The 22,886-nt window shown below is 46.3% G+C and carries 26 protein-coding genes; 16 read left to right on the forward strand and 10 right to left on the reverse strand.

The window, feature by feature from the left end; translation table 11 throughout:
• Positions 1-65 precede the first annotated feature (65 nt).
• From lexA to DQX04_RS07965, 6 genes are all read left to right on the forward strand, one after another.
• On the forward strand, positions 66-698 hold the full coding sequence (lexA, locus tag DQX04_RS07935) for a transcriptional repressor LexA (protein WP_111915351.1): 633 nt from the start codon (positions 66-68) through the stop codon (positions 696-698).
• Positions 695-1,114, forward strand: a complete 420-nt coding sequence (locus DQX04_RS07940; protein WP_111915352.1) for a hypothetical protein — start codon at positions 695-697, stop codon at positions 1,112-1,114. Before lexA ends, DQX04_RS07940 begins: the two co-directional genes overlap by 4 nt.
• A 317-nt stretch (positions 1,115-1,431) precedes the next feature.
• Positions 1,432-2,574: a cytochrome c oxidase subunit II gene (gene coxB / locus DQX04_RS12560; RefSeq protein ID WP_111915354.1), complete on the forward strand. Its 1,143-nt coding sequence runs from the start codon at positions 1,432-1,434 to the stop codon at positions 2,572-2,574.
• Positions 2,575-2,586: 12 nt separating this feature from the next.
• Positions 2,587-4,182, forward strand: a complete 1,596-nt coding sequence (gene ctaD, locus DQX04_RS07955; RefSeq protein ID WP_111915355.1) for a cytochrome c oxidase subunit I — start codon at positions 2,587-2,589, stop codon at positions 4,180-4,182.
• A 2-nt stretch (positions 4,183-4,184) separates the two neighbouring features.
• Positions 4,185-4,757: a cytochrome c oxidase assembly protein gene (locus tag DQX04_RS07960; protein ID WP_111915356.1), complete on the forward strand. Its 573-nt coding sequence runs from the start codon at positions 4,185-4,187 to the stop codon at positions 4,755-4,757.
• Positions 4,758-4,766: 9 nt separating this feature from the next.
• Positions 4,767-5,651, forward strand: coding sequence for a cytochrome c oxidase subunit 3 (locus DQX04_RS07965; RefSeq protein ID WP_111915357.1), 885 nt, complete (start codon positions 4,767-4,769; stop codon positions 5,649-5,651).
• A 24-nt stretch (positions 5,652-5,675) separates the two neighbouring features.
• Here DQX04_RS07965 and DQX04_RS07970 read toward each other — a convergent pair whose 3' ends face one another.
• Complete coding sequence (locus DQX04_RS07970; RefSeq protein WP_207916306.1) at positions 5,676-5,897, reverse strand: DUF2909 family protein; 222 nt, start codon at positions 5,895-5,897, stop codon at positions 5,676-5,678.
• Between the two features lie 21 nt (positions 5,898-5,918).
• Here DQX04_RS07970 and DQX04_RS07975 point away from each other — a divergent pair, with 21 nt between their 5' ends.
• Genes DQX04_RS07975 through DQX04_RS07995 form a run of 5 tightly spaced genes read left to right on the forward strand, consistent with a single transcriptional unit; the run spans position 5,919 to position 9,811 of the window.
• Positions 5,919-6,695 (forward strand): SURF1 family protein, encoded by a 777-nt coding sequence (locus tag DQX04_RS07975; protein ID WP_111915358.1) that lies wholly within the window; start codon positions 5,919-5,921, stop codon positions 6,693-6,695.
• A 1-nt stretch (position 6,696) separates the two neighbouring features.
• Positions 6,697-7,254, forward strand: coding sequence for a hypothetical protein (locus DQX04_RS07980; protein WP_111915359.1), 558 nt, complete (start codon positions 6,697-6,699; stop codon positions 7,252-7,254).
• Positions 7,255-7,275: 21 nt separating this feature from the next.
• Positions 7,276-8,283: a heme A synthase gene (locus DQX04_RS07985; protein WP_111915360.1), complete on the forward strand. Its 1,008-nt coding sequence runs from the start codon at positions 7,276-7,278 to the stop codon at positions 8,281-8,283.
• Entirely contained in the window at positions 8,276-9,163 is an 888-nt protein-coding gene (gene cyoE, locus DQX04_RS07990) for a heme o synthase (RefSeq protein ID WP_111915361.1), read from the forward strand. Before DQX04_RS07985 ends, cyoE begins: the two co-directional genes overlap by 8 nt.
• Positions 9,164-9,175: 12 nt before the next feature.
• Entirely contained in the window at positions 9,176-9,811 is a 636-nt protein-coding gene (locus tag DQX04_RS07995; protein WP_111915362.1) for an SCO family protein, read from the forward strand.
• Here DQX04_RS07995 and DQX04_RS08000 read toward each other — a convergent pair.
• Genes DQX04_RS08000 through DQX04_RS08010 form a run of 3 tightly spaced genes read right to left on the reverse strand, consistent with a single transcriptional unit; the run spans position 9,808 to position 12,094 of the window.
• Complete coding sequence (locus DQX04_RS08000) at positions 9,808-10,428, reverse strand: cysteine peptidase family C39 domain-containing protein (RefSeq protein ID WP_165831968.1); 621 nt, start codon at positions 10,426-10,428, stop codon at positions 9,808-9,810. The genes DQX04_RS07995 and DQX04_RS08000 overlap by 4 nt on opposite strands.
• Positions 10,429-10,438: 10 nt before the next feature.
• On the reverse strand, positions 10,439-10,735 hold the full coding sequence (locus DQX04_RS08005; protein WP_111915364.1) for a hypothetical protein: 297 nt from the start codon (positions 10,733-10,735) through the stop codon (positions 10,439-10,441).
• Between the two features lie 42 nt (positions 10,736-10,777).
• Positions 10,778-12,094, reverse strand: coding sequence for an MATE family efflux transporter (locus DQX04_RS08010; RefSeq protein ID WP_207916304.1), 1,317 nt, complete (start codon positions 12,092-12,094; stop codon positions 10,778-10,780).
• A 53-nt stretch (positions 12,095-12,147) separates the two neighbouring features.
• Between DQX04_RS08010 and DQX04_RS08015 the strand changes: the two genes are divergently transcribed.
• Positions 12,148-13,227 (forward strand): polysaccharide deacetylase family protein, encoded by a 1,080-nt coding sequence (locus DQX04_RS08015; protein WP_111915365.1) that lies wholly within the window; start codon positions 12,148-12,150, stop codon positions 13,225-13,227.
• A 51-nt stretch (positions 13,228-13,278) separates the two neighbouring features.
• Here the strand turns inward: DQX04_RS08015 and DQX04_RS08020 are convergent, their stop codons facing one another.
• Positions 13,279-14,667, reverse strand: a complete 1,389-nt coding sequence (locus DQX04_RS08020) for a DUF4397 domain-containing protein (RefSeq protein WP_111915366.1) — start codon at positions 14,665-14,667, stop codon at positions 13,279-13,281.
• Between the two features lie 124 nt (positions 14,668-14,791).
• Here DQX04_RS08020 and DQX04_RS08025 point away from each other — a divergent pair, with 124 nt between their 5' ends.
• Positions 14,792-15,463 carry a PilZ domain-containing protein gene (locus DQX04_RS08025; protein ID WP_111915367.1) on the forward strand — a complete coding sequence of 224 codons (672 nt, stop codon included), beginning with the start codon at positions 14,792-14,794 and terminating at the stop codon, positions 15,461-15,463.
• Here DQX04_RS08025 and nfuA read toward each other — a convergent pair.
• The gene (nfuA, locus tag DQX04_RS08030) at positions 15,460-16,038 is read right to left on the reverse strand and encodes a Fe-S biogenesis protein NfuA (protein ID WP_111915368.1); all 579 of its coding nucleotides are present in this window, start codon (positions 16,036-16,038) and stop codon (positions 15,460-15,462) included. The genes DQX04_RS08025 and nfuA overlap by 4 nt on opposite strands.
• A 181-nt stretch (positions 16,039-16,219) precedes the next feature.
• Between nfuA and DQX04_RS08035 the strand changes: the two genes are divergently transcribed.
• Positions 16,220-18,883: a M14 family zinc carboxypeptidase gene (locus DQX04_RS08035; protein ID WP_111915369.1), complete on the forward strand. Its 2,664-nt coding sequence runs from the start codon at positions 16,220-16,222 to the stop codon at positions 18,881-18,883.
• On the opposite strand, the gene DQX04_RS08040 is transcribed toward DQX04_RS08035, so the two are convergent.
• A complete protein-coding gene (locus tag DQX04_RS08040) occupies positions 18,880-19,596 on the reverse strand; it encodes a ComF family protein (RefSeq protein ID WP_111915370.1) in 717 nt (238 codons plus the stop codon). The genes DQX04_RS08035 and DQX04_RS08040 overlap by 4 nt on opposite strands.
• 42 nt (positions 19,597-19,638) lie before the next feature.
• Between DQX04_RS08040 and bioH the strand changes: the two genes are divergently transcribed.
• Complete coding sequence (gene bioH / locus DQX04_RS08045; protein ID WP_111915371.1) at positions 19,639-20,430, forward strand: pimeloyl-ACP methyl ester esterase BioH; 792 nt, start codon at positions 19,639-19,641, stop codon at positions 20,428-20,430.
• Here the strand turns inward: bioH and mutM are convergent.
• Both mutM and DQX04_RS08055 read right to left on the reverse strand, forming a co-directional pair.
• Positions 20,421-21,230: a bifunctional DNA-formamidopyrimidine glycosylase/DNA-(apurinic or apyrimidinic site) lyase gene (gene mutM / locus DQX04_RS08050; protein ID WP_111915372.1), complete on the reverse strand. Its 810-nt coding sequence runs from the start codon at positions 21,228-21,230 to the stop codon at positions 20,421-20,423. The two genes, bioH and mutM, sit on opposite strands and share 10 nt — an antisense overlap.
• A 13-nt stretch (positions 21,231-21,243) precedes the next feature.
• Positions 21,244-21,741 carry a hypothetical protein gene (locus tag DQX04_RS08055; RefSeq protein WP_111915373.1) on the reverse strand — a complete coding sequence of 166 codons (498 nt, stop codon included), beginning with the start codon at positions 21,739-21,741 and terminating at the stop codon, positions 21,244-21,246.
• Positions 21,742-21,853: 112 nt separating this feature from the next.
• Here DQX04_RS08055 and DQX04_RS08060 point away from each other — a divergent pair, with 112 nt between their 5' ends.
• Entirely contained in the window at positions 21,854-22,474 is a 621-nt protein-coding gene (locus DQX04_RS08060) for a 2OG-Fe(II) oxygenase (RefSeq protein ID WP_111915374.1), read from the forward strand.
• On the opposite strand, the gene DQX04_RS08065 is transcribed toward DQX04_RS08060, so the two are convergent.
• Entirely contained in the window at positions 22,475-22,852 is a 378-nt protein-coding gene (locus DQX04_RS08065) for a hypothetical protein (protein ID WP_111915375.1), read from the reverse strand.
• Positions 22,853-22,886: the final 34 nt, after the last annotated feature.

Raw genomic sequence — 22,886 nt, forward strand, 5'->3', positions numbered from 1 at the left:
AAAGTTGCACAGTAGTTAATACTGTATATACTGACAGCATACTGTACGAATAAACAGGTAATGAAATGAGACCTTTAACGCCAAGACAGTCTGAAATACTCGAGCTTATTAAAGACCATATTGAAGCAGCCGGCATTCCCCCAACTCGAGCGGAAATAGCCCAACGCTTAGGTTTTCGCTCAGCGAATGCTGCCGAAGAACACCTTAAAGCACTAGCGAAGAAAGGTGTTATTGAAATGGTACCAGGCACCTCTCGCGGCATTCGTTTGCTTCAGGAAGCTGCTCCGGCAGAGATTATCGCTGAAGCGCAGGGTCTTCCGCTGATTGGTCGTGTAGCCGCAGGTGAGCCCATTTTAGCTCAAGAACATGTCGAGTCTCGTTACCAGCTAGACGAAAGTATTTTTAATCCCAGTGCAGACTTCTTACTTCGTGTTTCAGGCATGAGTATGAAAGACATTGGCATTTTAGACGGCGACTTGCTTGCAGTGCATAAAACAAATGAAGCAAGAAACGGGCAAGTTGTCGTAGCGCGTGTAGACGAAGAAGTCACCGTGAAGCGTTTTGAACGTCAGGGCAGAGTTGTGCTTTTACACCCTGAAAATGAAGAGTTCTCTATTATTCGTGTCGACCTAGAACACCAACCTTTCACTATAGAGGGGTTAGCTGTTGGGGTTGTGCGCAACGGAGGTTGGTTATGAAACATTCATTAGTATCCAAGAAAATTTCTCACCCTGGCTTATGGGGTCATGAGAGTAGCGCTAAGCAGGCGCAAGCGGTAAACCAAGAGAGTCAGTTGTGGGCCGCGGTAAGCACTATGCGCCAGCAACCGAATCAATGGGTGACTTTAATTGGAAAACCTTCCAGAGAATTTCTTCAGCAGCTAGAAATTGCGGGTATTCCAACTGGTCGGATCCGTTGTATTACGTCGAACAGTATTGAAACCGCTGTATGGGCTACAGAACAGGCTCTTTTACTCGATAACAGCCAGCTGGTTATTGCCTGGTTAAATAATGTCTCTGAGCGCGACCAAAAACGGCTACAGCTCGCGGCACGCAACAGCCAGAGCATTAACTTCCTTTTCACAAACCCGACCAGTATTCAACCACTCCACTAACCCTTTTGTAGGGTTTTCCCCGGGGCTGTTAACAACAGCCCCTTTTTTATTAACATCTTTGGTGGTATTTTGTTCCTCGCAACGAAATTTGTGCAAGATTGTAGCTGCCGAACATCCAAAGTTGCTTTCCTGTACAAGTGAAATAAAAACAATAAATGTGCGAACTTTCGCAGTAATAAAAACAACAACAAAGGGTTACGCAAGAATTGTGATTTCAGGGGAAAGCGGTTCCTATTCTTGTTGACCTCTTTGTTCTTTTCGTCTGACTGAATATCCCCGGTGTTCAACTAGGCCTAAGGAGAAAGAGGAGAAGTCGAGTGAAAACGAGACGCACAAGCCTGCTTGCAGGGTTGTTGGCGCTTGTTGCAACGCCAGTTGCATGGGCGAACGACCTGCAATTAAACATGACACAAGGCAGTACAGATATGAGTCAGCACGTGTATGGTTTACACATGCTGGTGTTCTACATCTGTGTGGTCATTGGTGTTCTAGTATTCGGAACCATGTTTGTTTCGATATTCCGTCACCGTAAATCTAGAGGCGTAACGCCTGCTAAATTCCACGACAATGTAAAAGTGGAAATTGCATGGACCGTTATTCCATTTCTAATACTGGTTGCGATGGCTGTTCCAGCGACCATAACCTTATTTGAAATGGACGATACGGATGACTCTGATTTAACGGTAGTGGTTACCGGCTCACAATGGCGTTGGCATTATAGCTACCTAGACCATGACGTTGAGTTCCAAAGTATTCTAGCCACCCAGAACGAACAAATTTATGGTCGTTTACCTAAAACCGAGAACTACCTCTCGGAAGTAGACCGCCCATTAGTTATTCCAACCGATACCAAAGTTCGTTTCCTAATTACCTCTGAAGACGTGATTCACTCGTGGTGGGTTCCGGAGTTTGCGATTAAGAAAGATGCAAACCCAGGCTACATCAATGAAGTGTGGACACGCGTTAACGAACCCGGAATTTATCGTGGGGTTTGTGCAGAGCTTTGTGGGCAAGGCCATGCGTTTATGCCGATTGTTGTTATTGCGAAAGAGCCGGCTGAATTCCAAGAGTGGATTAATGCGGAAGAAGAGCGCTTAGCAGCGGAGCGAGCGGAAGAAGAACGCCTACTTTCTATGAACATGTCTATGGACCAACTCATGGAAACAGGCCGCAATATTTATTTGGCTCAATGTGCAGCGTGTCACCAACCTAACGGTCAGGGTATCCCTGGCGTATTCCCTCGCTTAGCGGGTGAAGGGGTTTCAGTTGGTGATCGCACTCAACACATTGATATTGTGGTGAACGGTGTATCAGGCACAGCCATGCAGTCGTTCCAGAACTCTCTGTCTATGAGTGAAATTGCAGCAGTTATTACCTACGAGCGAAACGCTTGGGGTAACGACACGGGTGATGCGGTTCAGCCAGCAGACATCCATAATTTCATTCAGGGCAATCAATAAGAGGAGCTGGCTATGAGTACTGTAGTTGCAGACGCACATGATGCCCATGACGAGCATCACGACCACAAACCAACCGGAATAAAGCGCTGGATCTTTACGACCAACCATAAAGACATTGGTACGCTTTATTTGTGGTTTAGTTTTATTATGTTCTTACTCGGCGGGTCATTCGCATTAATGATCCGTATGGAACTGTTCCAGCCGGGTATGCAAGTTATTGACCCGCACTTCTTTAACCAAATGACCACCATGCATGGGGTTATTATGGTATTTGGTGCGGTTATGCCAGCCTTTACCGGTCTAGCGAACTGGATGGTGCCACTAATGATTGGTGCTCCAGATATGGCTTTACCGCGCATGAATAACTGGAGCTTCTGGATTTTGCCAGTAGCTTTCTTAATCATGCTTTCTTCTATGTTTGTTCCAGGCGGCGGCCCGGCTTTTGGCTGGACGTTCTATGCACCGCTTTCTACGACTTATAGTGCCGACTCAACCGCACTATTCGTTTTCGCGATGCATATTATGGGTATGTCTTCGATTATGGGTGCAATCAACGTGATTGTAACCATTATGAACATGCGCGCTCCGGGTATGACCTACATGAAAATGCCACTATTCGTGTGGACTTGGTTTATTACAGCGTTCCTGTTAATTGCTGTTATGCCGGTTCTTGCAGGTGTGGTGACCATGGTGTTAACCGATAAATTCTTCGGAACATCGTTCTTCGCGGCCGCAGGGGGCGGTGACCCGGTGTTGTTCCAGCATTTGTTCTGGTTCTTCGGTCACCCAGAAGTGTACATCATGATTCTGCCGTCTTTCGGTATTGTGTCGGCTATCATTCCAGCGTTTGCACGCAAACCGTTATTTGGTTACGCCTCGATGGTATATGCAACAGCTTCAATTGCTGGTTTGTCATTCTTAGTTTGGGCACACCACATGTTCACCACCGGTATGCCAACCGTAGCGTCGTTGATGTTTATGTATATGACGATGTTGATTGCGGTGCCAACGGGCGTAAAAGTGTTTAACTGGGTAAGTACCATGTGGCGCGGTGCAATGACATTTGAAACACCTATGTTATTTGCGATTGCTTTCGTAATTCTGTTCACCATTGGTGGTTTGTCTGGAATTATGTTGGCTATCACACCGGTAGATTACCAATACCACGACACATACTTCGTTGTTGCTCACTTCCACTACGTACTCGTAAGTGGCGCGGTGTTTTCTATCATGGCTGCTGCGTACTACTGGTTACCAAAGTGGTCTGGCGTAATGTACGACGAAGGCCTAGCGAAATTACATTTCTGGTGTTCACTCATTTCTGTGAATATCTTGTTCTTCCCAATGCACTTCGTTGGCTTAGCAGGTATGCCACGACGCTACCCAGACTATGCACTGCAATTTGCAGACATTAACGCCATAGTCAGTGTCGGTGGTTTCTTGTTTGGCTTCTCGCAACTTATCTTCCTTGCAGTTGTACTCAAGTGTGCAATGAAGAAAGGCGAAAAAGCACCAGCGAAACCATGGGAAGGTGCGGAAGGTTTAGAATGGACGGTACCTTCACCGGCGCCATACCATACCTTCGATACGCCACCTGAGGTGAAGTAGTTATGAGCCAGCAAAACCCGAATTCAGAAAATAGCAGCATTATTACCAAGCTTTTGGCTTCGGTAGTCATTATGTTCGCGTTCGGGTTCGCGCTGGTTCCGCTGTATGAAAAGTTTTGCGACCTTACAGGTTTTAACGGCACGACAAAAAATACAGCGGCAGCTGAACGCGAGGGTATGCAAGTAGACGAGTCGCGGTGGGTTACGGTTGAATTTACAACCCGAGCCGACCGTGGTGCACCGTGGTCGTTTAGACCTGAAGTACGGTCGGTCAGAATGCATCCTGGGGAAATTAAGGTAGTGAACTTTATTGTAGATAACCACAGTTCAACGAATCGTGTGGCACAAGCACTACCTTCGGTTTCTCCTGGCGAAGCTTCACTTTACCTGAATAAAACAGAATGTTTTTGTTTCGAGCAACAACCTCTTACGGCCGGTGAGACTGCAGTGATGCCGATGCGCTTTTTCCTTGACCCAGATTTACCTCAAGAAATTCAGCGCCTCACACTGTCTTATGTGATGTATGACATCACCGACCAAGCGCAGTCCGGCCAAACGGCCAGTCGTTCGGAGTAAGGAATACTTATGAGTACAGAACACAATCCAACTAAATATTACGTACCTGATCAAAGCATTTGGCCGATTATCGGCGCTATCGCACTTGGCCTTATTGCCTTTGGTGCAGGTCACTACACTATTGAATATTCGAAAGAAGAAGCCGGCTTTGGCCACTATGTACTAGGTGCAGGCTTACTTGTTTTAGTAATAATGCTAGTCGGCTGGTTTGGCGACCAAATTCGTGAGTCACGCGCAGGGCTATATAACACCCAATTAGGCCAGTCTTACCGTCAAGGTATGCTCTGGTTCATTTTCTCGGAAGTTATGTTCTTCCTCGCGTTCTTCGGCGCCCTATTCTATGCACGCATGATTGCTGTGCCATGGTTAGGTGGTGCAGGCAATAACGAAATGACCGGCGAGATTATTTGGCCGACATTTGAAGCCATCTGGCCACTCACAACTACCCCAGACGGTACAACTACCGAAGCTATGGGCTGGTTTGGTCTACCGCTTCTCAACACCATTATTCTCGTTATTTCGTCGGTAACATTACACTTCGCGCACCATGCCTTAGAAGTTGGCAAGCGCGGTACCCTTAAAACATGGTTATTTATTACCATCGCTTTAGGTTTAGTGTTCTTGTTCTTCCAAGGATACGAGTACTACCACGCATACCACGACTTAGGTTTAACGCTACAGTCAGGGATTTATGGTAATACATTCTTCTTGTTAACTGGCTTCCACGGACTACACGTTACGCTTGGTGCAATCTTGCTTATCGTCATGTTCGGGCGTGTTCTTGCGGGGCACTTTGACAAGGACAACCAATTCGCATTTATGGCTGCCGCTTGGTATTGGCACTTTGTAGATGTGGTTTGGATTTGCTTGTTCGTGTTCGTTTATATTTTATAAGGGAACATGTAATGAATCGCGCCCCTATGGGTAGGGGCGTGGATTCGGTTCAATAATGCCGCTACTTAGGGCAATAATAACAAGCACAATAACAACAACAGAAAAAAGCACCCTACGACCAATGTAATGAGACATAGGCAAACGTTCCGGGTTGTTACTAAAGGCAGAGAACAAGCCTCTAAATAAGTTCACAATGACATAAAGCAGTAGTGCGACTAACAGCACTTTTAAAATAATGTTTAGCACGGTAGGTCCTCAAAGGTAGTTATGGCAGTCCTTCGCATTGGTTCTTCTCATTTTAAGCTTAATCCGTTTGCTTTAGTGCTTACTTTGCTTGCGATCGTGTTGATGATCAAGCTCGGATTTTGGCAAATATCTCGCGGAGAAGAAAAACAAGCGATTATCGACCGCAATTCAGCAGCCAATGCACAAGGGGAAGTTACCCTTTCAGCTGACAACGCACACACGTTTTCAGCCAGACAAGACCAATGGGTTGCCTTTTCCGGTAGTATCCAGCAAGCACCTATATTCTTAGTAGAAAACCAAATTCATAATAGCCAAGTGGGCTACCATGTCATTGCGCCCGTTAAGCTAACTGACAGCTCACTAACCATACCTGTTAATTTCGGTTGGATAGCTGCCCTCGAAACACGCAGCGAAATGCCACAATTTCAATTATCCGACACAGCGCAATTTGTGGGCAGAGTGTATATTCCAGAAGCTCCATTTTTACTCAGTGAGCAAAGTGCGCCAGCAAATGCAGAACAGCAGTACGTTCGAATTCAATACCCTGAGTTAACCGTTCTGGAACGTCATATCAAAGAGCGGCACGATAGCGTTAACGTGAGTGACTTTATGGTGCGACTTTTACCGCAAGAAGAGAGCTCAGAAGCAACACAGTGGGTGCGGGAATGGCCTGTTGTCGTAATGCCACCGCACAAACACTACGCATACGCGGTGCAATGGTTCGGATTAGCGCTTGCTGCACTAATTATTTTCCTACTCGCTAGCCGAGTACGTCATTCAAGCATTAAGGACTCGTAGTATGTCTACACCACAACAAACAAAAAACAGACGCACACTACTTATCGTAGCGGCTATTTTCATTCTTCCTGTTGCCGTGGCTAAATTATTTTTTGAGATGGGCTGGTATAACTCAGGAGCCTCAAATCTTGGGAACCTCATTACCCCACCCCTGAAAATTGAAGAATTAGAGAACGAGCAGCTACCGAATACATGGCGAATTGCTATGCAAGTTCCCGAAGGATGTGGCGCACCATGCGACAGTGGCTTGTATGTACTCAGTCAAACCGACCATGCATTAGGGCGTATGACCGACCGTGTCACACCTGTAGGTATTTTGCCTACTATGCACGACGACTTACCCGAGCTTCCAGCTGACTCGAATGTGGTATATCAAGCACTTCCAAACACTTACGAGCAGTTAAGTACGCTGCCTGCGAATAGCCTTTACATTATCGACCCAGTCGGGAATATTGTGATGTGGTATGAAGGTTCTGCTGATCGTGAATATATGATTATGCAAGCTAGGGACCTGCTAAAAGATCTGAAGAAAATGCTCAAGATGTCCCGTGTGGGTTAAGTAGTACCGAGGAAAACAACAATGAAAAGACTCGTACAAATTGCAGTAGCTTTAGTGACCATCGTCATTATCTTAGGTGCTTATACGCGCCTTACAGACGCGGGCCTCGGTTGCCCTGATTGGCCAGGGTGCTACGGCTTTGCCACCGTTCCTACGGACGAAGCTAGGATGCAAGCCGCACAAGAAGCTTTCCCAACGGCGAATATTGACCACGCAAAGGCTTGGAACGAAATGATCCACCGCTACGCTGCGGGTATTTTAGGGCTCGTCATCTTTGCCATTGTGACTTTAGCTATTCGTCGTCGAATGAAAGGCGAGAAAGACAAGCCGTTCAAACATCCACTATTTTTAGGCGGGTTAATCATTTTCCAGGCTGCTCTGGGTATGTGGACCGTAACCATGATGTTGCAACCTGCAATTGTTATGGGACATTTACTCGGTGGGTTTACAACCTTTAGCTTGCTTACTCTTTTGTATTTAAGAGAGTCAAACTTCCAACCTAGCCCGGTCGACACCCCGCTACGTAAAATATTACCTTTCTGTGTGCTGACATTAGTTCTTATTGCTTGCCAAATCGCGCTGGGAGGCTGGGTTGCAGCCAACTATGCGGCGTTAGCATGTACAGAGCTTCCAATTTGCCAGGGCAACTGGGCTGAAAACCTTGAAGTAGTAGGTGCTTTCACATTAGAAGAGGCTGATACCTATGAATTTGGTATTCACCCTTATGAAGAACGAATGACTATGCATGTTTTCCACCGCATTGGCGCTATCTTCGTCACCGTAGCAGTGCTAACTTTGTTGTCTTTACTATGGCGAAAGGCGCAAACACGTTGGTTTACTAGCATGGCGGCAATTATAACTTTCTTACTTGTTGCACAAATTACATTGGGTGTTCTGAACGTAACGTTAAGCCTGCCCTTATTTGTGGCTGTTGCTCATAATTTCGTGGGCGCTTTACTCTTGGTAAGCGTGTTAGTGCTTACCTATGCCATTTATAAACTAGACCGCAAGGAGGTGATTCATGGCTAACTCCATAGCGATGTCTCGTCGCGCTAGCTGGCGTGAATATTTAGAACTTACCAAGCCTCGAGTTGTGGCATTATTGCTTCTCACCGCCGTAGTGGGAATGTGTTTAGCTACGCCTACGTGGGTTGCGTGGGACATTCTCGTTCCCGCATTAACAGGTATTGGTTTAATGTCGGGCTCTGCCGCAGCGGTGAACCATTTAGTAGACCGTCATATCGACGCTAAAATGGCGCGTACGTTACGACGTCCACTTCCTACCGGAGCACTATCTCCGGCTAAAGTGCTTACTTTCGCCGCCACCATTGGAGCGCTGGGTTACTTAATTTTAGCGGTTTTTGTGAACCAAATTACTGCCGTATTAACCTTAGCGAGCTTGGTGGGTTATGCGTTTATTTACACCATGTATTTGAAGCGTGCCACACCACAAAACATTGTGATCGGCGGACTTGCTGGAGCTGCACCGCCGCTACTGGGCTGGACTGCTGTAACGGGCGAAATGCACGCTTACCCGCTACTTTTGGTCATGATTGTCTTTACTTGGACGCCACCACACTTTTGGGCGTTAGCGGTACACCGTGCTAAAGACTACGAACGCGCTGAAATTCCTATGCTTCCGGTTACACATGGTATCGAGTTTACGAAGACGTGTATTTTGCTCTATACCGTATTGTTAACTGCGGTGTGCATTATGCCGTACCTTATTGGCATGAGCGGTTTATTGTATTTAGTTGGCGTTACCGCATTAAATATAGGGTTTTTGGTGTACGCGTGGAAATTGAAATACTCCCCGAAAAAACACACTGCATACAACATGTTTAAGTATTCAATTTGGTACTTAATGGCGCTGTTTATTTTGCTGTTGGTCGACCACTACATATTTTAATTAGGTAGCTGTATGAACCGTTTTTTAATTGCTCTTGTACTTGGTGCCGCATTGGTAGGTGGCATTTATTTGTCGACCTCTTTGTTCGGAGGGCCTCCTGCGCTTGAGTCTGCTCGAATATACGACACGCCTCGGGGCATTCCAGAATTTGAATTACAAAGTACCCAAGACGAAGTAGCAGCGAACGAAGATTTACAAGGCCATTGGACATTACTGTTCACGGGTTACACCTACTGTCCTGACATTTGCCCAACTACGATGTCGTTATTAAAGTCGAATATGCCTGCATTAATGGAAGCGACCGACTTGCCTATAGAAGTGTGGATGATTTCGGTGGATCCAAAGCGTGACCATTTAGAGCAAGTAGCTCGCTACGTAAACTTTTTTGGGGACGGATTTGTTGGAGTTCGAGCAGAGCATCCTGAGCTCTACCCCTTCGTAACTAGTATTGGCATGATGTATTCAGTACCCGAAGAAGAGCAAGAGATATACGAGGTGAACCACAGTGCAGCTATTGTTTTGGTAAACCCCAATGGCCAACAGCACGCTATTTTTCAACCGGTTCAACGGCCGGGTGAATATTACACAATAGAACCCGAAACCTTTGTGTCAGATTTTCAAAAAATTGTTGGTGCTTCGGGCTTTTAACTTCGCGTAAATGGCAGTGCAGCAATCGTAGACCATTGCTGCCGCTGGCGTTCGAAGGTGTCTTTCGCAATAACAAAATCACCGAATGCTGGATCGAATAAATAAACTTCCTCTTCGTTTGCAGCAAGAACGACTAGATAATGATTCAGAGGTCCCGTCACCGACTCACGCCACCACAGCTTCACGATTTGCTCTTTTGCTGCCGGTGTCATAAAGAGCGTTGCTCGCATTTCTCTGGGTCTGAATACAGGAATAAGAACGGGCCTTTTTAAGCCAGTCTGACGCGCTATAAAGGCATAGTCAGCGTTAACGGCAACAAAGTTTGCGCCATAAGACTCGGTAATATCTTGTAATTCTGATAGAGAGTAACCCACCTCGGCAGACGGTGGTGTATTCTCGTAGATCTCTTCAATATTCAGATCAATATTCCAAGCACTTAACGCTGTACTAAGTGCGGCTATGCCACAGTCATTAGGCTGCTGCTGCCTCGTTAACGTCAGGTCAGAAATATCTTGCTCATACCGATCTGTCGGACTTGGAAGTACTGAAGAAACAATTGAGCACCCTGTAAAAAGGATGCTCAATAGAAGTATAAATAAAGCGTGTACTAACTTCACGATTACAGTTTTATAGAGCCGCTACGGCAATAATCGCTACAGCAACAACGCCAATATAAATAGCTGGGAACACTGCCATTTCAGAGTTTTGTCCACCCTCTACTTCTTGCAACTCTTCTTCCGTTAACGCTGCATTTTCAAGTTCCATTAACTCACTTTCTGAAACTGCCAGCGCTGTAACGTTCTCATTTGCGTCAACAGTTAAAGCTGAAGCGTTACTCACTAAGGTTTCGCTTTGTTCATTCGCGGAAGTATTAAAGCTTACCAAAGCCAACATTAACGCCCCTACTAACACTAAATATTTCATGTGGATTTCCTTCTTAGTTTTTGTTTTAAAAAGTGTTCTCAATTAGTTTAGACCAACTTCTAACATTTTGTGTTTATAAGTAAGCCACCACTGCGATAATCCCCGTGCAGCCATAAAACAACATAACGCTAGCCACAAACCATGGTTTCCAAAGTCTTGGGTAAACCACCAAACGGGCAGAAACACTGCAAATGCAGAAATCATCATACTATTTCGCATCTGTTTACTCGCAGACAAACCAATAAACACGCCGTCGAGCAAATAGCTCCAGTGCGCTACCAACGGTAAAGCCACAACCCAAGGCAAATAAGTAAGTGCCGTATTCACAACTTCTGGAATATTGGTAATGAGCTCTACAATAAAACGACCGCCCACAAGGAACACTAAACTATACGAAATCGCCAAGCCGATAGACCACTGCAGGCTCACCCTAAACCACAGTTTGGCCTGCGAACTACTGTGACGCCCTTTTGCTCTGCCAATCAGAGCTTCTGCAGCATAAGCAACGCCGTCCAGCCCCAATGAAATCAGCATGAGAAATTGCAGTAATACCGCATTTGCCGCCACATAAACCTGGCCATAGTAACTCGCCCAAGCGGTCATCATGGCCATACATAAGTGTAATGACACAGAACGAAGAAAAATATCGCTATTCATGGAGGTGAGCGCTGAGAGCCTAGCCCAAGAAGGGCGAGCAAAGTTCGAAAAAGATATGCCAATAGCGCGAACAACCCATATTGTCCCAAGTAGCGCAGTTACCCACTCTGCCAACACACTTGCCCAAGCCGCACCCACTACATTCAGATCCATGTAGATGACAAAAGCAACGTCACCTACAACATTCACAGCATTAGTAATAACCACCAAAGCCATCGCTTGTTTGGCTTTTTGCATGCCCAATAAAACACCCAAATTAACCAACATAATGAGTGCTGCAGGCGCACTCCAAAAACGAATGTTGATATAGCTCGATGCTAATACTTGTAAATCCGGTGATGCTTCAACTAATAGCCACGTGAGCGCCAAAATAGCAGGTTTAAGCAACCAAATAACGCCGGTACATACAACTGCTGTCGTCACGCCGTCGACCCAAACATTACGAAGCTTTTCACGGTCTCTTGCACCATAAGCGTGTGCAGCTAGACCTGTCGTCGACATGCGCAGGAAGATAAGAAGTAAATACACAAACGAAACGACCATAGCGCCAACAGCAACAGCGCTTAAGTAGATAGCGTCGGGCAAATGCCCTATGATGGCTGTATCAACAAGGCCAAGAAGAGGGGCGGCAATATTCGAGATAACCATGGGCAAGGCAATAGCCAATAGCTTGGCATGGTATCGAAATGGTTGCTTAGTCAAAGGTTACTCCCCTAAACACACATACTTAAAAATTACGGAGTTTTTGGTACTTCATGAAATATTTCCGCGAAATATCAGCAAGCCAACTCTTACTCTGGATTACACTTAGCTTTTCAGCTGTTACTGTACAGGCAGCAACTCCAAGTGTGTCTATTCTAATGTATCATCACGTTAGCGAAGACACACCTCGCGTAACCAGTGTGACCCCCGAAGAATTTGAAGCTCACTTACAATATTTACAAGACAACGGTTTTAACGTGGTGTCGCTACCCGACGCCATTCATGCCATAGAGCAAGGTACTGAACTGCCTGAAAAAGCCGTCGCATTAACCTTCGACGACGCATACCTAAACCTGTACGAAAACGCCGCACCAATGCTAGAGCGTTTTAATATGCCGTGGACACTTTTCGTAAGCACTGAGGTTATTCGAGAAACTCCCACGTCGTTTATGAGTTGGGAACAACTTGAGGAACTAAAGAGTAAAGGTGTGACCATAGCCAATCACTCGATCGATCACGCGCATTTGCCACGTCGACAAAGTGGTGAAAATTGGCAGCAATGGGAAGAACGTATACGCAACAACCTTCTCTCTGCACAAGAAGAATTAGAGCAACGCCTCGGTGTAGAAAATCGCTTAATTGCTTACCCTTTCGGCGAGTACAACAATAGACTTCGCGACATTCTAGCCGACTTAAACTTTCACGGCTTAGGTCAGCATTCTGGCGCGTATGGGAAGTACAGCGACCCGCAAGCAATTCCGCGTTTTCCAGCTTCAGGTAATTACGCCAATTTGGAAACGCTTAGTGTAAAAATGGCAGCTCTGAACCTCCCTACACTTCGAGTAAACTTTAGCGACACGCTATTAACCCACTCCCAAACACGGCCTGGGCTAGGCGTGACATTAGAAATGGACGATATTCATCAGCATCAACTACAGTGCTTCGTGGGTGGCGAGCCGGTGAGTCCAACATGGGTGGGCAACAATAGATTTTACATTCAAGCCAATAATGACATTCCCATAGGTCGCTCGCGCTATAATTGCACTACACCCAGCAAAACGCAGCCGAAGCGCTTCTATTGGTTTTCTAAACAATGGATACGACCCGATCCTCAAGGAAGTTGGCCAGACTAAAACAAAAAACGGGGCTCGAGGCCCCGTTTTTTTTCACTTATCAGCTTGTGATTACTGATCTAAGTCATCCATCAGAATCAACTGCGGTAATGTACCGCCTGCACTTGGGTCAACCGCTACTGCCGTATATAAGCCACCACCTTGTAGGTCTAGCATAATCGGACCAATAGCTGCTGTTTTGCTGCCTGTTGGCGTTACCGTTACATAATACTCACCCGGCGTTAACGCTACATTTCCCGTGCTTTGCAACGCTGCTGCATCAAAGTCTACCGCTGTAAATGCTGGGTCTGCTTCTGAAATGTCGTCAGTTGCAGTTACATAAATGTCAACTTCACCAGCGGCTGGAGATGCATGCACAATGCGCACAATAGCTTCTGTTGCTACACGGCGATTACTGTCAGCCAAGATAGCGGCAGTAATTGTTGAGTCCCCTAGCAAGCCCACAGCGAATACACTATATGCCTGCGCATTGGCCAATGCAGTGTCTGCTGCGTCGATCACTACTGTACCGTTTTGACCTGTTGGCGTTACCGCGATGTCATAGGTATTTGCAGCTAGGTTCACGTAACCTGCATAATCCGGGAAAGCGAGGTCTGAAATAGCTACAGCACCGTCAACTAAAACGTCAACGTTCGGTGCATCAGATACTGCATGCACTACGCGCACGTCTGCACCAGTGTCCTGAGAGTAAAGAACAGAAGACTCAGCACCATCAGCAACTAGCAGCGCTAATGGGCGATCAGTTGTGTTCGCTGCGACGTTTGCGGTTGCTGTCAGGAATAAATCCGCACCGTCTTCCAGCATTACCGCACCTGAGTCAAACACCACTGTATCGGTGTCACCAGAAACGGTTACGCGAATTTGATATTCACCGGCCGTCACGTCCACTTGTGGAGTGTAATCTTGGTAAGCCAACGTAGCGGCTGGTTGCGCCATACTTAAGTCAGCGTCAACTTCAGTTAAGAATACGTCAACCGTTGGACCACCTTCTAAACCATGCAGCACTTGAATACGGGCTTCACCCGAAGCAACGTCAGAAACTTCGTTTGCAATCACAAGCGGCTCTAACGTTTCGTCAGCCACACTTCCTAGTGCTACTACTTCATAACGCATGTCAGCGGCTAGGTCTAAATCGACCGGACCAATGACTGTCGGTGTCGTTTGGTCTGGCAAAATTGCATCTACACCGACGCTATATGTACCTTCAGTAACCATAGTTACGCCAGAAGAAACCTGATAATCTACATCTTCAAGGAAGATTTCTCCGTCTACGGCAACGTTAACTCGTGGGGCATCTGCCGCGGCGTGATGCACGCGAACATAAGAGTCACCGGGTTCTGGAGGGTTAGGTTCTAAAATTGTAGGACCGTCGCTGTCGTCGCAAGCCGAAAGGGCTAAAGCGAGAGCAGAAACACTTAAGACTGTTGTGATCTTGTTCATTGTTTTTTCCTCTTAATGGTTGTCAGCAACTCCCACTACGCGGTTAAAAGATGGACAAGATCACTTTTCTTGTATAAGTTTTTGTAAAGATTTGTAGAAGTCAGCAGGGATTTTGGCCGAAACTATGATAGACGTTATAACTATCGACGAACTTCAAAGTTCTCAACATTGGTTTAGGAAAATCGATGTTGGCACCCGTATATCCATTCAACTTCTTGACCAAAAGCAAACCCGTATGCGTGCCGAACTACTCGGTTTTCGTATTGGTCAATATATTATCCTTCGATATGAAGAAGACAACAGCACTCCGGTGTCGCTTATTGGGTACTCGGCGGTGGTGCGCTTTCTCGTTGAAGACTTAGTAGGTGAGTGTTTAGCGTTTAAAACCGAAATAAAACATTCTGTGCGCCAGCCAGACCGAATTATCTTCCTAACTTTCCCTGATGAAATTCACCATAGACCTTTGCGCAACCAGCAACGCGCGTCCACTGAAATTCCAGCAGTGATCAGGTTAAGAGATAAAGAAAGCTCACCGTCTTACCACGGAAACATAGTTGATATATCTAGTGGGGGTTGTCGGTTCGTATTTGGTGAAGAGGCACGCAACAAAGAAGTGAAGCAGTTGCCCGTTGTGATTAGTATTGGCGGCGACAAGCGAATTATTCCGGGGGAAATTAGGAGCTCTAAATTAGAAGGTGAGCAGTTGACGATTGGCGTGAAGTTTAATGAAGCCCAGAATGATCTTGAACACGGACCTTCTGGGCTTATTTCTGAGCTCGAAAAACAGCAATCTTAGTAGTAAGAGTGCTCGCCGCGTAAATGCTCGGTTACGTCTTTTACGCCATTTAGCTCGTTCGGAAACTCTTCAAGAAGTTGTTTCTCTATGCCTTCTTTCAAAGTCATATCTACCATTGAGCAGCCATTACAACCACCACCAAATTGCAAAATAGCCATGCCATCGTCGGTAATTTCAGTAATCACCACATTACCGCCGTGAGCAGCCAATTGCGGATTAATTTGAGCTTGTATCACATATTCCACGCGCTCGATTAAAGGTGCGTCGTCTGCAACTTTCTTCGCTTTTGCATTCGGCGCCTTCAACGTGAGTTGCGAACCTAAATCTTGTTCGACAAAATCGATTTCTGCGTCTTCTAAAAACGGAGCACTTTGCTCATCGACCACAGCATCAAAACCAGAGAACGGAAGAATCGTGTCATCTGTTTCAACTGAATCAGGTGGACAATAAGACACACCACATTCCGCGTCTGCACGACCTGGGTTCACCACAAACACTCGAATGTTTGTGCCGTCTTCCTGATTTTTAAGCAATTCACGAAAATGCTTCTGGGCACTCTCTGAAATACGAATCATGTCTCACCACCTAACCACTGATACATCTTGCGTACAGAAAGAAGTAACAACCCCTTTCTATACCCGACTAAATTACTAGGATTTATTTTATCGCAAAGAAACGGCGTTGCATAGTGATGAGCTAGTACGATAAGCATATATTTGATAGCTTGAGAGCATATAAAATAACCGAGGACCAAGCATGTTTCGCAAGTTCTTAACTCTAGCAAGTATTGTTTTAGCTACTCACCTTCCGATAAGCGCTAACGCTTACGACGGTGGTGAAAACATCGACGATGTAACACTCGACTATTACTTACCCGACCACGTCCAATATAACCCTAACATTCCAAAACCTAGTGAAGTTTTAGGTTATGAAGTTGGTCAATGGCATGTTCGCCACGACCAATTAGTGCGTTATTTTGAAATACTCGCCGAAAGCTCAGACCGCATGACATTAGAAGTGACTGGCTACACGCATGAGCGCCGCCCTCTTCTTATCGCTAAGTTTTCAAGCGCAGAAAACCAAAGCCGCTTAGAGGAAATGCGTCAAGCTCACATGGCCGTGTCTGACCCTTCACAAGAAGTAGACGCTACCGAAGCACCGCTTGTCAGTTATTTAGGCTTTAGCGTTCATGGCGACGAGTCTTCAGGAATCAATGCTTCATTGTTAACCGCATATTATCTAGCAGCTGCCGAGGGTGCAGAGATCGAGTCTTGGTTAGACAACCATGTAATCTTAGTTGACCCTTCGCTGAACCCAGACGGCTCATCGCGTTTCGCACAGTGGGCAAACCAGTACCGTGCAATGACCTCGAACACCGACGGTAATCACATTGAACATGTGCAAAGCTGGCTGCGCGGTCGTCAGAATCATTATTGGTTCGACTTAAACCGTGACTGGTTGCTTCTACAGCACCCAGAGTCACGTGCACGTGTGAAGATTTACCAAGATTGGTTACCCAATGTGTTAACCGATCATCACGAAATGGGCACTGACTCAACATACTTCTTCCAACCAGGCATTCCTTCACGTAAGAATCCAGACACACCTGACGAAAACGTGGAGTTGACTGGTTTAATTGCGCAGTATCATGCAGACGCGTTAGACGAACTAAATAGCTTGTACTACACCGAAGAGTCGTTCGACGATTTCTACTACGGTAAAGGCTCTAGCTACCCAGACGCCCAAGGCACTGTAGGTATTCTATTTGAGCAAGCCTCAAGTCGTGGACACGTGCAAGACTCTGTCAATGGTGTGGTTGCTTTCCCATTCACCATCAAAAACCAATTCATTACTTCGTTGTCTACGCTTCGCGGAGCTGTTGAGAACAGAGACCATTTATTGGACTATCAGCAACGCTTTTTCAAAGACAACTTAGAACTTGCGCGTCGTGAACGCCATGACGGTTATATGTTGCGTGAACCTCAAGATCCTGCGCGTCTAGAAGAGCTATTAAACATCTTAGCGCAGCACCGTATTCACGCTTACCCAGTTACAGAGGAATTCACTAACGACGGTACCACTTACCGCCCTGGAGAAGCCTACTTTGTGCCTGTACGTCAGCGTAATTACCGTCTTCTTAAGGGCGCGTTTAGCACTCAGCAAGACTTCCCGAACAACACCTTCTACGACGTGTCTGCATGGACACTACCTTATGCCTTTAACGTAGAATTTGAAGCGGTGCGTACTAACCGTCGCTTCGAGCTTTCTGAGCAAGCGTGGCAACATAACAACGACTTTGAAGCCAACCAGCTTGGGGAAACACGCGTAGGCTATGTATTTGGATGGGAGTCTTATTTTGCACCGCGCTTACTGACAGCACTTCAACGTGAAAACATCCACGCTCGCCTAGCCTTTGAAGAGATGACCATTAGCACACCACAAGGCGAACAAAGCTTCCCTAATGGTGCGGTGATTGTTACGCGTGCATACCAACAAAGACCATGGACAGAAGTTCAGTCAGTGTTAGCAGAACAAGCTGACGCCAACGAAATTCGTGTCGCCACGTTAACTAGTGGCTTAACACCAACCACAGGCATGGATATAGGTAGCCGCAGTATCGACCCAGCAATTCAGCCTAAAGTGCTTATTGTGATGGGTGACGGTGCGCACCTACAAGAAACAGGTGAAGCTTGGTACTACCTCGACCGCCACGTAAACCTGCCGGTTACTATGGTAGAAACTGATCGCTTAACCCGAGTTAACCTAGACGATTATACTCATATTCTTATGGTTCACGGCTGGTATAACGGATTGTCTGAAGGTGCGACCAACGCGTTACGTCAGTGGACACGAAGCGGAGGTACTCTTATCGGTCAACGCGGTGGTGCAGAGTGGATGGCAGAACAAGAGATTCTTGGTGCTACCGTTGTGTCAGACGAAACTTTCGACGAGCAGTTCCCTACTGAAGGGTTAAACTACGCTGCAAGCAGCGATTACTACTCGCAACGTCGTATTGCAGGCGCAATCTTCAACAGCGACGTAGACCTTACGCATCCGCTTATGGTGGGCTTTTCTCGCGAACAACTGCCTGTATTTAAGAACAGCACGCTTGCGTTTGAACCTAGCGAATCACCTTTTGTAGATGTTGCACGCTACAGTGAAACACCGGTGCTTGCAGGCTTTACTTCAGAGGGTAACCGTAATGTCTTGAGCGGTAAGACTTCGATTATCGCGCACCGCTACGGTTCAGGTCGAGTTATCGGTTTTGCCGACAACCTCAACTTCCGAGCTTTCTTCTGGGGTACATCTAAATTACTAAGTAACGCCATTTTCTGGTCACAGTACATTAATGGCCGGGTGAGCGAAGAAGAAGCAACTGCAGAGCAAGCCGCAATTGAGGAAAGTGAACATAGTCACTAAACCTCTCCCTCCTGGAATTTGGGCGGTGGTGTTATAGCCACCGCCCAACAATCCACAATTATATTCTTTCGTTTTAGCAAAGCTTTGACCGCGGTTAATGTCGTTCCTGTCGTCATCACGTCGTCAACAATGGCAACGCGAGACACCTGCTCAGGCCATGCCTCTTCAGTACGATAGAACTCTTTTAAGCTTAGGTTAGTTCGTTCATTAAAGGTCATGCGATGCGCCGCCTTTTGGTGTGTTTGCCTCCCCACTAATGACTTCACATCAATACCCAGCGCAATACCTACTTTCTGTGCGATGAGCTCTGCTTGATTAAAACCTCGTTCGCTTAGCCTTTGCGGAGCAATAGGCACGGGAATGAGTAGCTGCGGCATCATTAACTGATGTGTGCTGTAAAACCTTATAGCCTGAGCAACAACAAATGGGCTAACTACATTCAAATACTCGACCGCTCCACGAAACTTTATGTCGTGTATAAACCGAGGTACCGAGTGGTGATACCAAAGCGGTGCTAATGCGGCGCGAAATGGCGACAAGCCTGAACGATGAACTTGCAACAATCCCACCAAATTTTTAGCGGGTACTAAAGGCAAGTCTTTTACACAACAAAAACACAGATACCTTCGGGTAAGTTCACCGCACATAGCGCAAGGCCTTTGAATGTTGCGCCAGCGTAGCTTTAATTTATTTTGCCAGGTCCTTTGTGCCATACTCGCTCCTTATTCATTAGGTTTAGTGGCAGCAAAGACGCAATGACAAATAATTTAGCGTTTAACGTACAAGGTGAAGGCCCTTTATGGTTGTGGATTCACGGCTGGGGTATGAACAAGTCTGTGTGGGAGCCGATCTTACCTACTTTTACCCAGTCTCATCGCGTGATTACCGTCGACCTTCCAGGATTTGGCGAGAGCGGTTGGCACAGTGACTATGCTAAGTTTGAAGCTGCCGTAGACCAATTAGAAACCCTAATACTTAAGCTTCATGCAGAGCACAACAATACCGAGATACATTTACTCGGTTGGTCTATGGGCGGCCTGTTTGCCACAGCCCTTGCAAGCCGACAACCAGAGTTATTTGCCCATTTAACGTGGGTAGCGAGTACTGCAAAGTTTATGCACGAGGACAACTGGAAAGGTATTCAGCCGAACGTACTCGCGATGTTTCAAAAACAACTCAAGCAAGACTTTCGTGCCACAACAGAAAGATTTTTAGCAGTACAGGCCATGGGTAGCCCAAGTGCTAGAAAGGACATACAAAAGCTAAAAGCTATTTTACAAAGCACCGCACAACCCCACCCAGAAGCACTTGCAGCTGGACTTGAATGGCTTTCACAAATCGACTTACGCAACGAGTTTGAAAGGCTATCTATTCCATCAACGCGTATTTACGGCAGTAAAGACAGCCTAGTGCCAAAACAGCAGCGCGACGCGTTTAATAAAGCTCAGGACCAAAGCTTTATGTTCGAAAATAGTGCGCATACACCATTTCTAAATGAGCAAGCGCAATTTTTAGAAGTGCTGAATAATATAGTTCATCAACGCTGACAGCTCGTACAAAACACTGAGCTACGCTGCCCAATGCGCGTTTCTTTTAGGGTTTTATCGCATTGCACGCAAGGTTCTCCGCCACGTCCATACACTTGTAATTCAATGGCGAAATAGCCGGGCTGACCGTCTGCTCGGCTAAAGTCTTTAAGTGTAGTACCACCCTGCTCTATCGCACGTGCAAGCACTGTTTGAATTGCATGGTGCAACTTAACGTAACGTGCCTTACTAATTTTACCCGCCGGCCTACGCGGGTCTATACCACTCATAAACAGCGCCTCATTGGCGTAAATATTACCGACGCCCACAACGACATGGTTGTCCATGATAAAGGTTTTTACCGGCGACGTTTTCCCACGCGACAAACGGAATAAAAGATCCTTCTCAAAAGCCTCTGAGAGAGGCTCAGGACCGAGTTTGGCAAGCATGTCTAGCTCTTCCTCTGGAGCTTGGAATAAACACGCTCCAAAGCGTCTTGGGTCGTTGAGTCTCAAGCTTTGACCATCTTGAGTAATAATTTCGATATGGTCGTGTTTAACCAAAGGCGTTCCTTCCGGCAATACTCGCAACTTGCCCGACATACCCAAGTGCAACACTACAGTACCGCGCTCAGTCTCGAGCAGAAGATATTTGGCTCGACGATGCACGTTTATGATCGGCACACCGACAATAGATTTCACTTCGGAAGGAACAGGCCAGCGCAGTTGAGGGTGGTGAATATGCACGGCTTTTACAGTTTTACCGGTGAGAAACGGCGAAATACCTAGACGGCTAACTTCTACTTCAGGTAATTCAGGCATGTTTAATTACTCATTACTGCGGTTTTAATTGTTCTGCTTCAGGCGCAATTACTCGGTAAGTTACATCTGCACCCGGTATAGCCATTAAAGCTTCATTGTTCTGATAAAAAACGCCAATACGCAGTGGTTCTGGGTTATCCGCTAGCGTAATTTCTATTACGTATTCTTCACCTGCTAATAGCTGCTCAGACGGCTCGAGTTGCAGACGCTGCCATGCGCTTAACCAACGTCGAAAAATTTCTGGGTCCATCGAGTTACCCGAACGTTGTTGCCAGCTCGCACCAACGCGTATCCAATGGCTTTGCTGATCACTTATTTCGACAATCATTTGATCTGTAAACGGCTCTACGGTTTGCTGACCGGCAATGTCGCCACTTTTATGCCCGAGAAAATAAAACACGAACATTAAACCAAGTACCAAGTAAATCAGTACATTGTTCCAACCTCTTTTAGTTAAGGTGAAACCTAGAATCGTTCTCTGGTCTTCGGGCCGACTGTCTTGCTTTGCCATAGTAGTGTCCGGTAGTGATACCATTAAAATTGCTATGTATTCTTTTAAAATAGCACTATATTAGCCGCATCATACGCATTAGCGGGATTAAAGTGAATCAGGCGACATATACATGATTGAATTCGAAAAAATTGCAGACCAATTGGCAGACGTTGGCTATGCAATTGTGCCTGACTTTATTTCCGAGGAAGAAGCAAATGCACTTTATCACTATGTTGAGTCGTTAGAGCAAGGTTTCTGGCACTTAGCGGGGGTGGGCAGAGAACAACAACACACCGTCAATACCCATGTTCGTAGCGACGAAATATGTTGGCTAACCCAACGTACCGAGCAGGAAATGTTCTGGCTCGACCGTATGGAACAACTTCGCGAGTCGGTCAACCGATACCTTTTTATGGGCTTATTCGACTACGAATGCCACTTTGCACGTTATGCGCCGGGTAGTCGTTACCAGAAGCATTTAGACGCCTTTAAGGGGCGTTCTAATCGTGTGCTCAGTACTATTCTGTACCTAAACCCAGACTGGCAGCCTGAAAATGGTGGCGAATTGGTCATTTATGGTGAGCGGGGGAAAGTACTCGAAACAGTTTTACCTAAACAAGGTTGCTTCGTGGTCTTCTTAAGCGACCGTTTTGTTCATGAAGTTAAAGTGAGCAATCGATTGCGCTACAGCCTAACTGGTTGGTTCCGGCACAACACCTCAACAGGGTTTCGCATTGACCCGGCAAGATAGCTATTTCTTTTGCTTAATTCTCCAGCGCAAGTAGAGCACCATTCCCCAGGCTAAATAATACATAAGCACACTGAGTGCCAGCAGTACTAATGCGCCCATCGAAATATTTGCCGGTAGCCGAACGCCGGCAGCATCGAGCAGAAGAATTGCCACGTTAAGGCTCATTGAGGCGACTAAAAAGAAACCAAGGCGAGGTGATTTCACGCCGGCTCCGGTCGCTACGCCCGACGCAAGTAAAACCAAAAGAATATGATAGCCGTGTTGGTAAATGCCCTGCCCTGTAAGCAACAGAAAGAGGAAAGGCGGCACATAAGAAAGCATGACCGCGAAGAAAAACAGCCGAATTCGACGTGCTCTAATAATAATCTTGGGTAACATGCAATTTCGAATGGATACAAAAAACCCGGCGCAA

This window comes from Aliidiomarina sp. B3213, from assembly GCF_003290085.1.
Taxonomy (GTDB): Bacteria; Pseudomonadota; Gammaproteobacteria; order Enterobacterales; family Alteromonadaceae; genus Aliidiomarina.

Bases quoted from the DNA above. Each gene is read 5' to 3' on its own strand.
- lexA (WP_111915351.1), top strand. From the start codon at position 66: ATGAGACCTTTAACGCCAAGACAGTCTGAAATACTCGAGCTTATTAAA.
- DQX04_RS07940 (WP_111915352.1), top strand. From the start codon at position 695: ATGAAACATTCATTAGTATCCAAGAAAATTTCTCACCCTGGCTTATGG.
- ctaD (WP_111915355.1), top strand. From the start codon at position 2,587: ATGAGTACTGTAGTTGCAGACGCACATGATGCCCATGACGAGCATCAC.
- DQX04_RS07960 (WP_111915356.1), top strand. From the start codon at position 4,185: ATGAGCCAGCAAAACCCGAATTCAGAAAATAGCAGCATTATTACCAAG.
- DQX04_RS07965 (WP_111915357.1), top strand. From the start codon at position 4,767: ATGAGTACAGAACACAATCCAACTAAATATTACGTACCTGATCAAAGC.
- DQX04_RS07975 (WP_111915358.1), top strand. From the start codon at position 5,919: ATGGCAGTCCTTCGCATTGGTTCTTCTCATTTTAAGCTTAATCCGTTT.
- DQX04_RS07980 (WP_111915359.1), top strand. From the start codon at position 6,697: ATGTCTACACCACAACAAACAAAAAACAGACGCACACTACTTATCGTA.
- DQX04_RS07985 (WP_111915360.1), top strand. From the start codon at position 7,276: ATGAAAAGACTCGTACAAATTGCAGTAGCTTTAGTGACCATCGTCATT.
- cyoE (WP_111915361.1), top strand. From the start codon at position 8,276: ATGGCTAACTCCATAGCGATGTCTCGTCGCGCTAGCTGGCGTGAATAT.
- DQX04_RS07995 (WP_111915362.1), top strand. From the start codon at position 9,176: ATGAACCGTTTTTTAATTGCTCTTGTACTTGGTGCCGCATTGGTAGGT.
- DQX04_RS08005 (WP_111915364.1), bottom strand. From the start codon at position 10,735: ATGAAATATTTAGTGTTAGTAGGGGCGTTAATGTTGGCTTTGGTAAGC.
- DQX04_RS08015 (WP_111915365.1), top strand. From the start codon at position 12,148: ATGAAATATTTCCGCGAAATATCAGCAAGCCAACTCTTACTCTGGATT.
- DQX04_RS08020 (WP_111915366.1), bottom strand. From the start codon at position 14,667: ATGAACAAGATCACAACAGTCTTAAGTGTTTCTGCTCTCGCTTTAGCC.
- DQX04_RS08025 (WP_111915367.1), top strand. From the start codon at position 14,792: ATGATAGACGTTATAACTATCGACGAACTTCAAAGTTCTCAACATTGG.
- nfuA (WP_111915368.1), bottom strand. From the start codon at position 16,038: ATGATTCGTATTTCAGAGAGTGCCCAGAAGCATTTTCGTGAATTGCTT.
- DQX04_RS08035 (WP_111915369.1), top strand. From the start codon at position 16,220: ATGTTTCGCAAGTTCTTAACTCTAGCAAGTATTGTTTTAGCTACTCAC.
- DQX04_RS08040 (WP_111915370.1), bottom strand. From the start codon at position 19,596: ATGGCACAAAGGACCTGGCAAAATAAATTAAAGCTACGCTGGCGCAAC.
- bioH (WP_111915371.1), top strand. From the start codon at position 19,639: ATGACAAATAATTTAGCGTTTAACGTACAAGGTGAAGGCCCTTTATGG.
- mutM (WP_111915372.1), bottom strand. From the start codon at position 21,230: ATGCCTGAATTACCTGAAGTAGAAGTTAGCCGTCTAGGTATTTCGCCG.
- DQX04_RS08055 (WP_111915373.1), bottom strand. From the start codon at position 21,741: ATGGCAAAGCAAGACAGTCGGCCCGAAGACCAGAGAACGATTCTAGGT.
- DQX04_RS08060 (WP_111915374.1), top strand. From the start codon at position 21,854: ATGATTGAATTCGAAAAAATTGCAGACCAATTGGCAGACGTTGGCTAT.
- DQX04_RS08065 (WP_111915375.1), bottom strand. From the start codon at position 22,852: ATGTTACCCAAGATTATTATTAGAGCACGTCGAATTCGGCTGTTTTTC.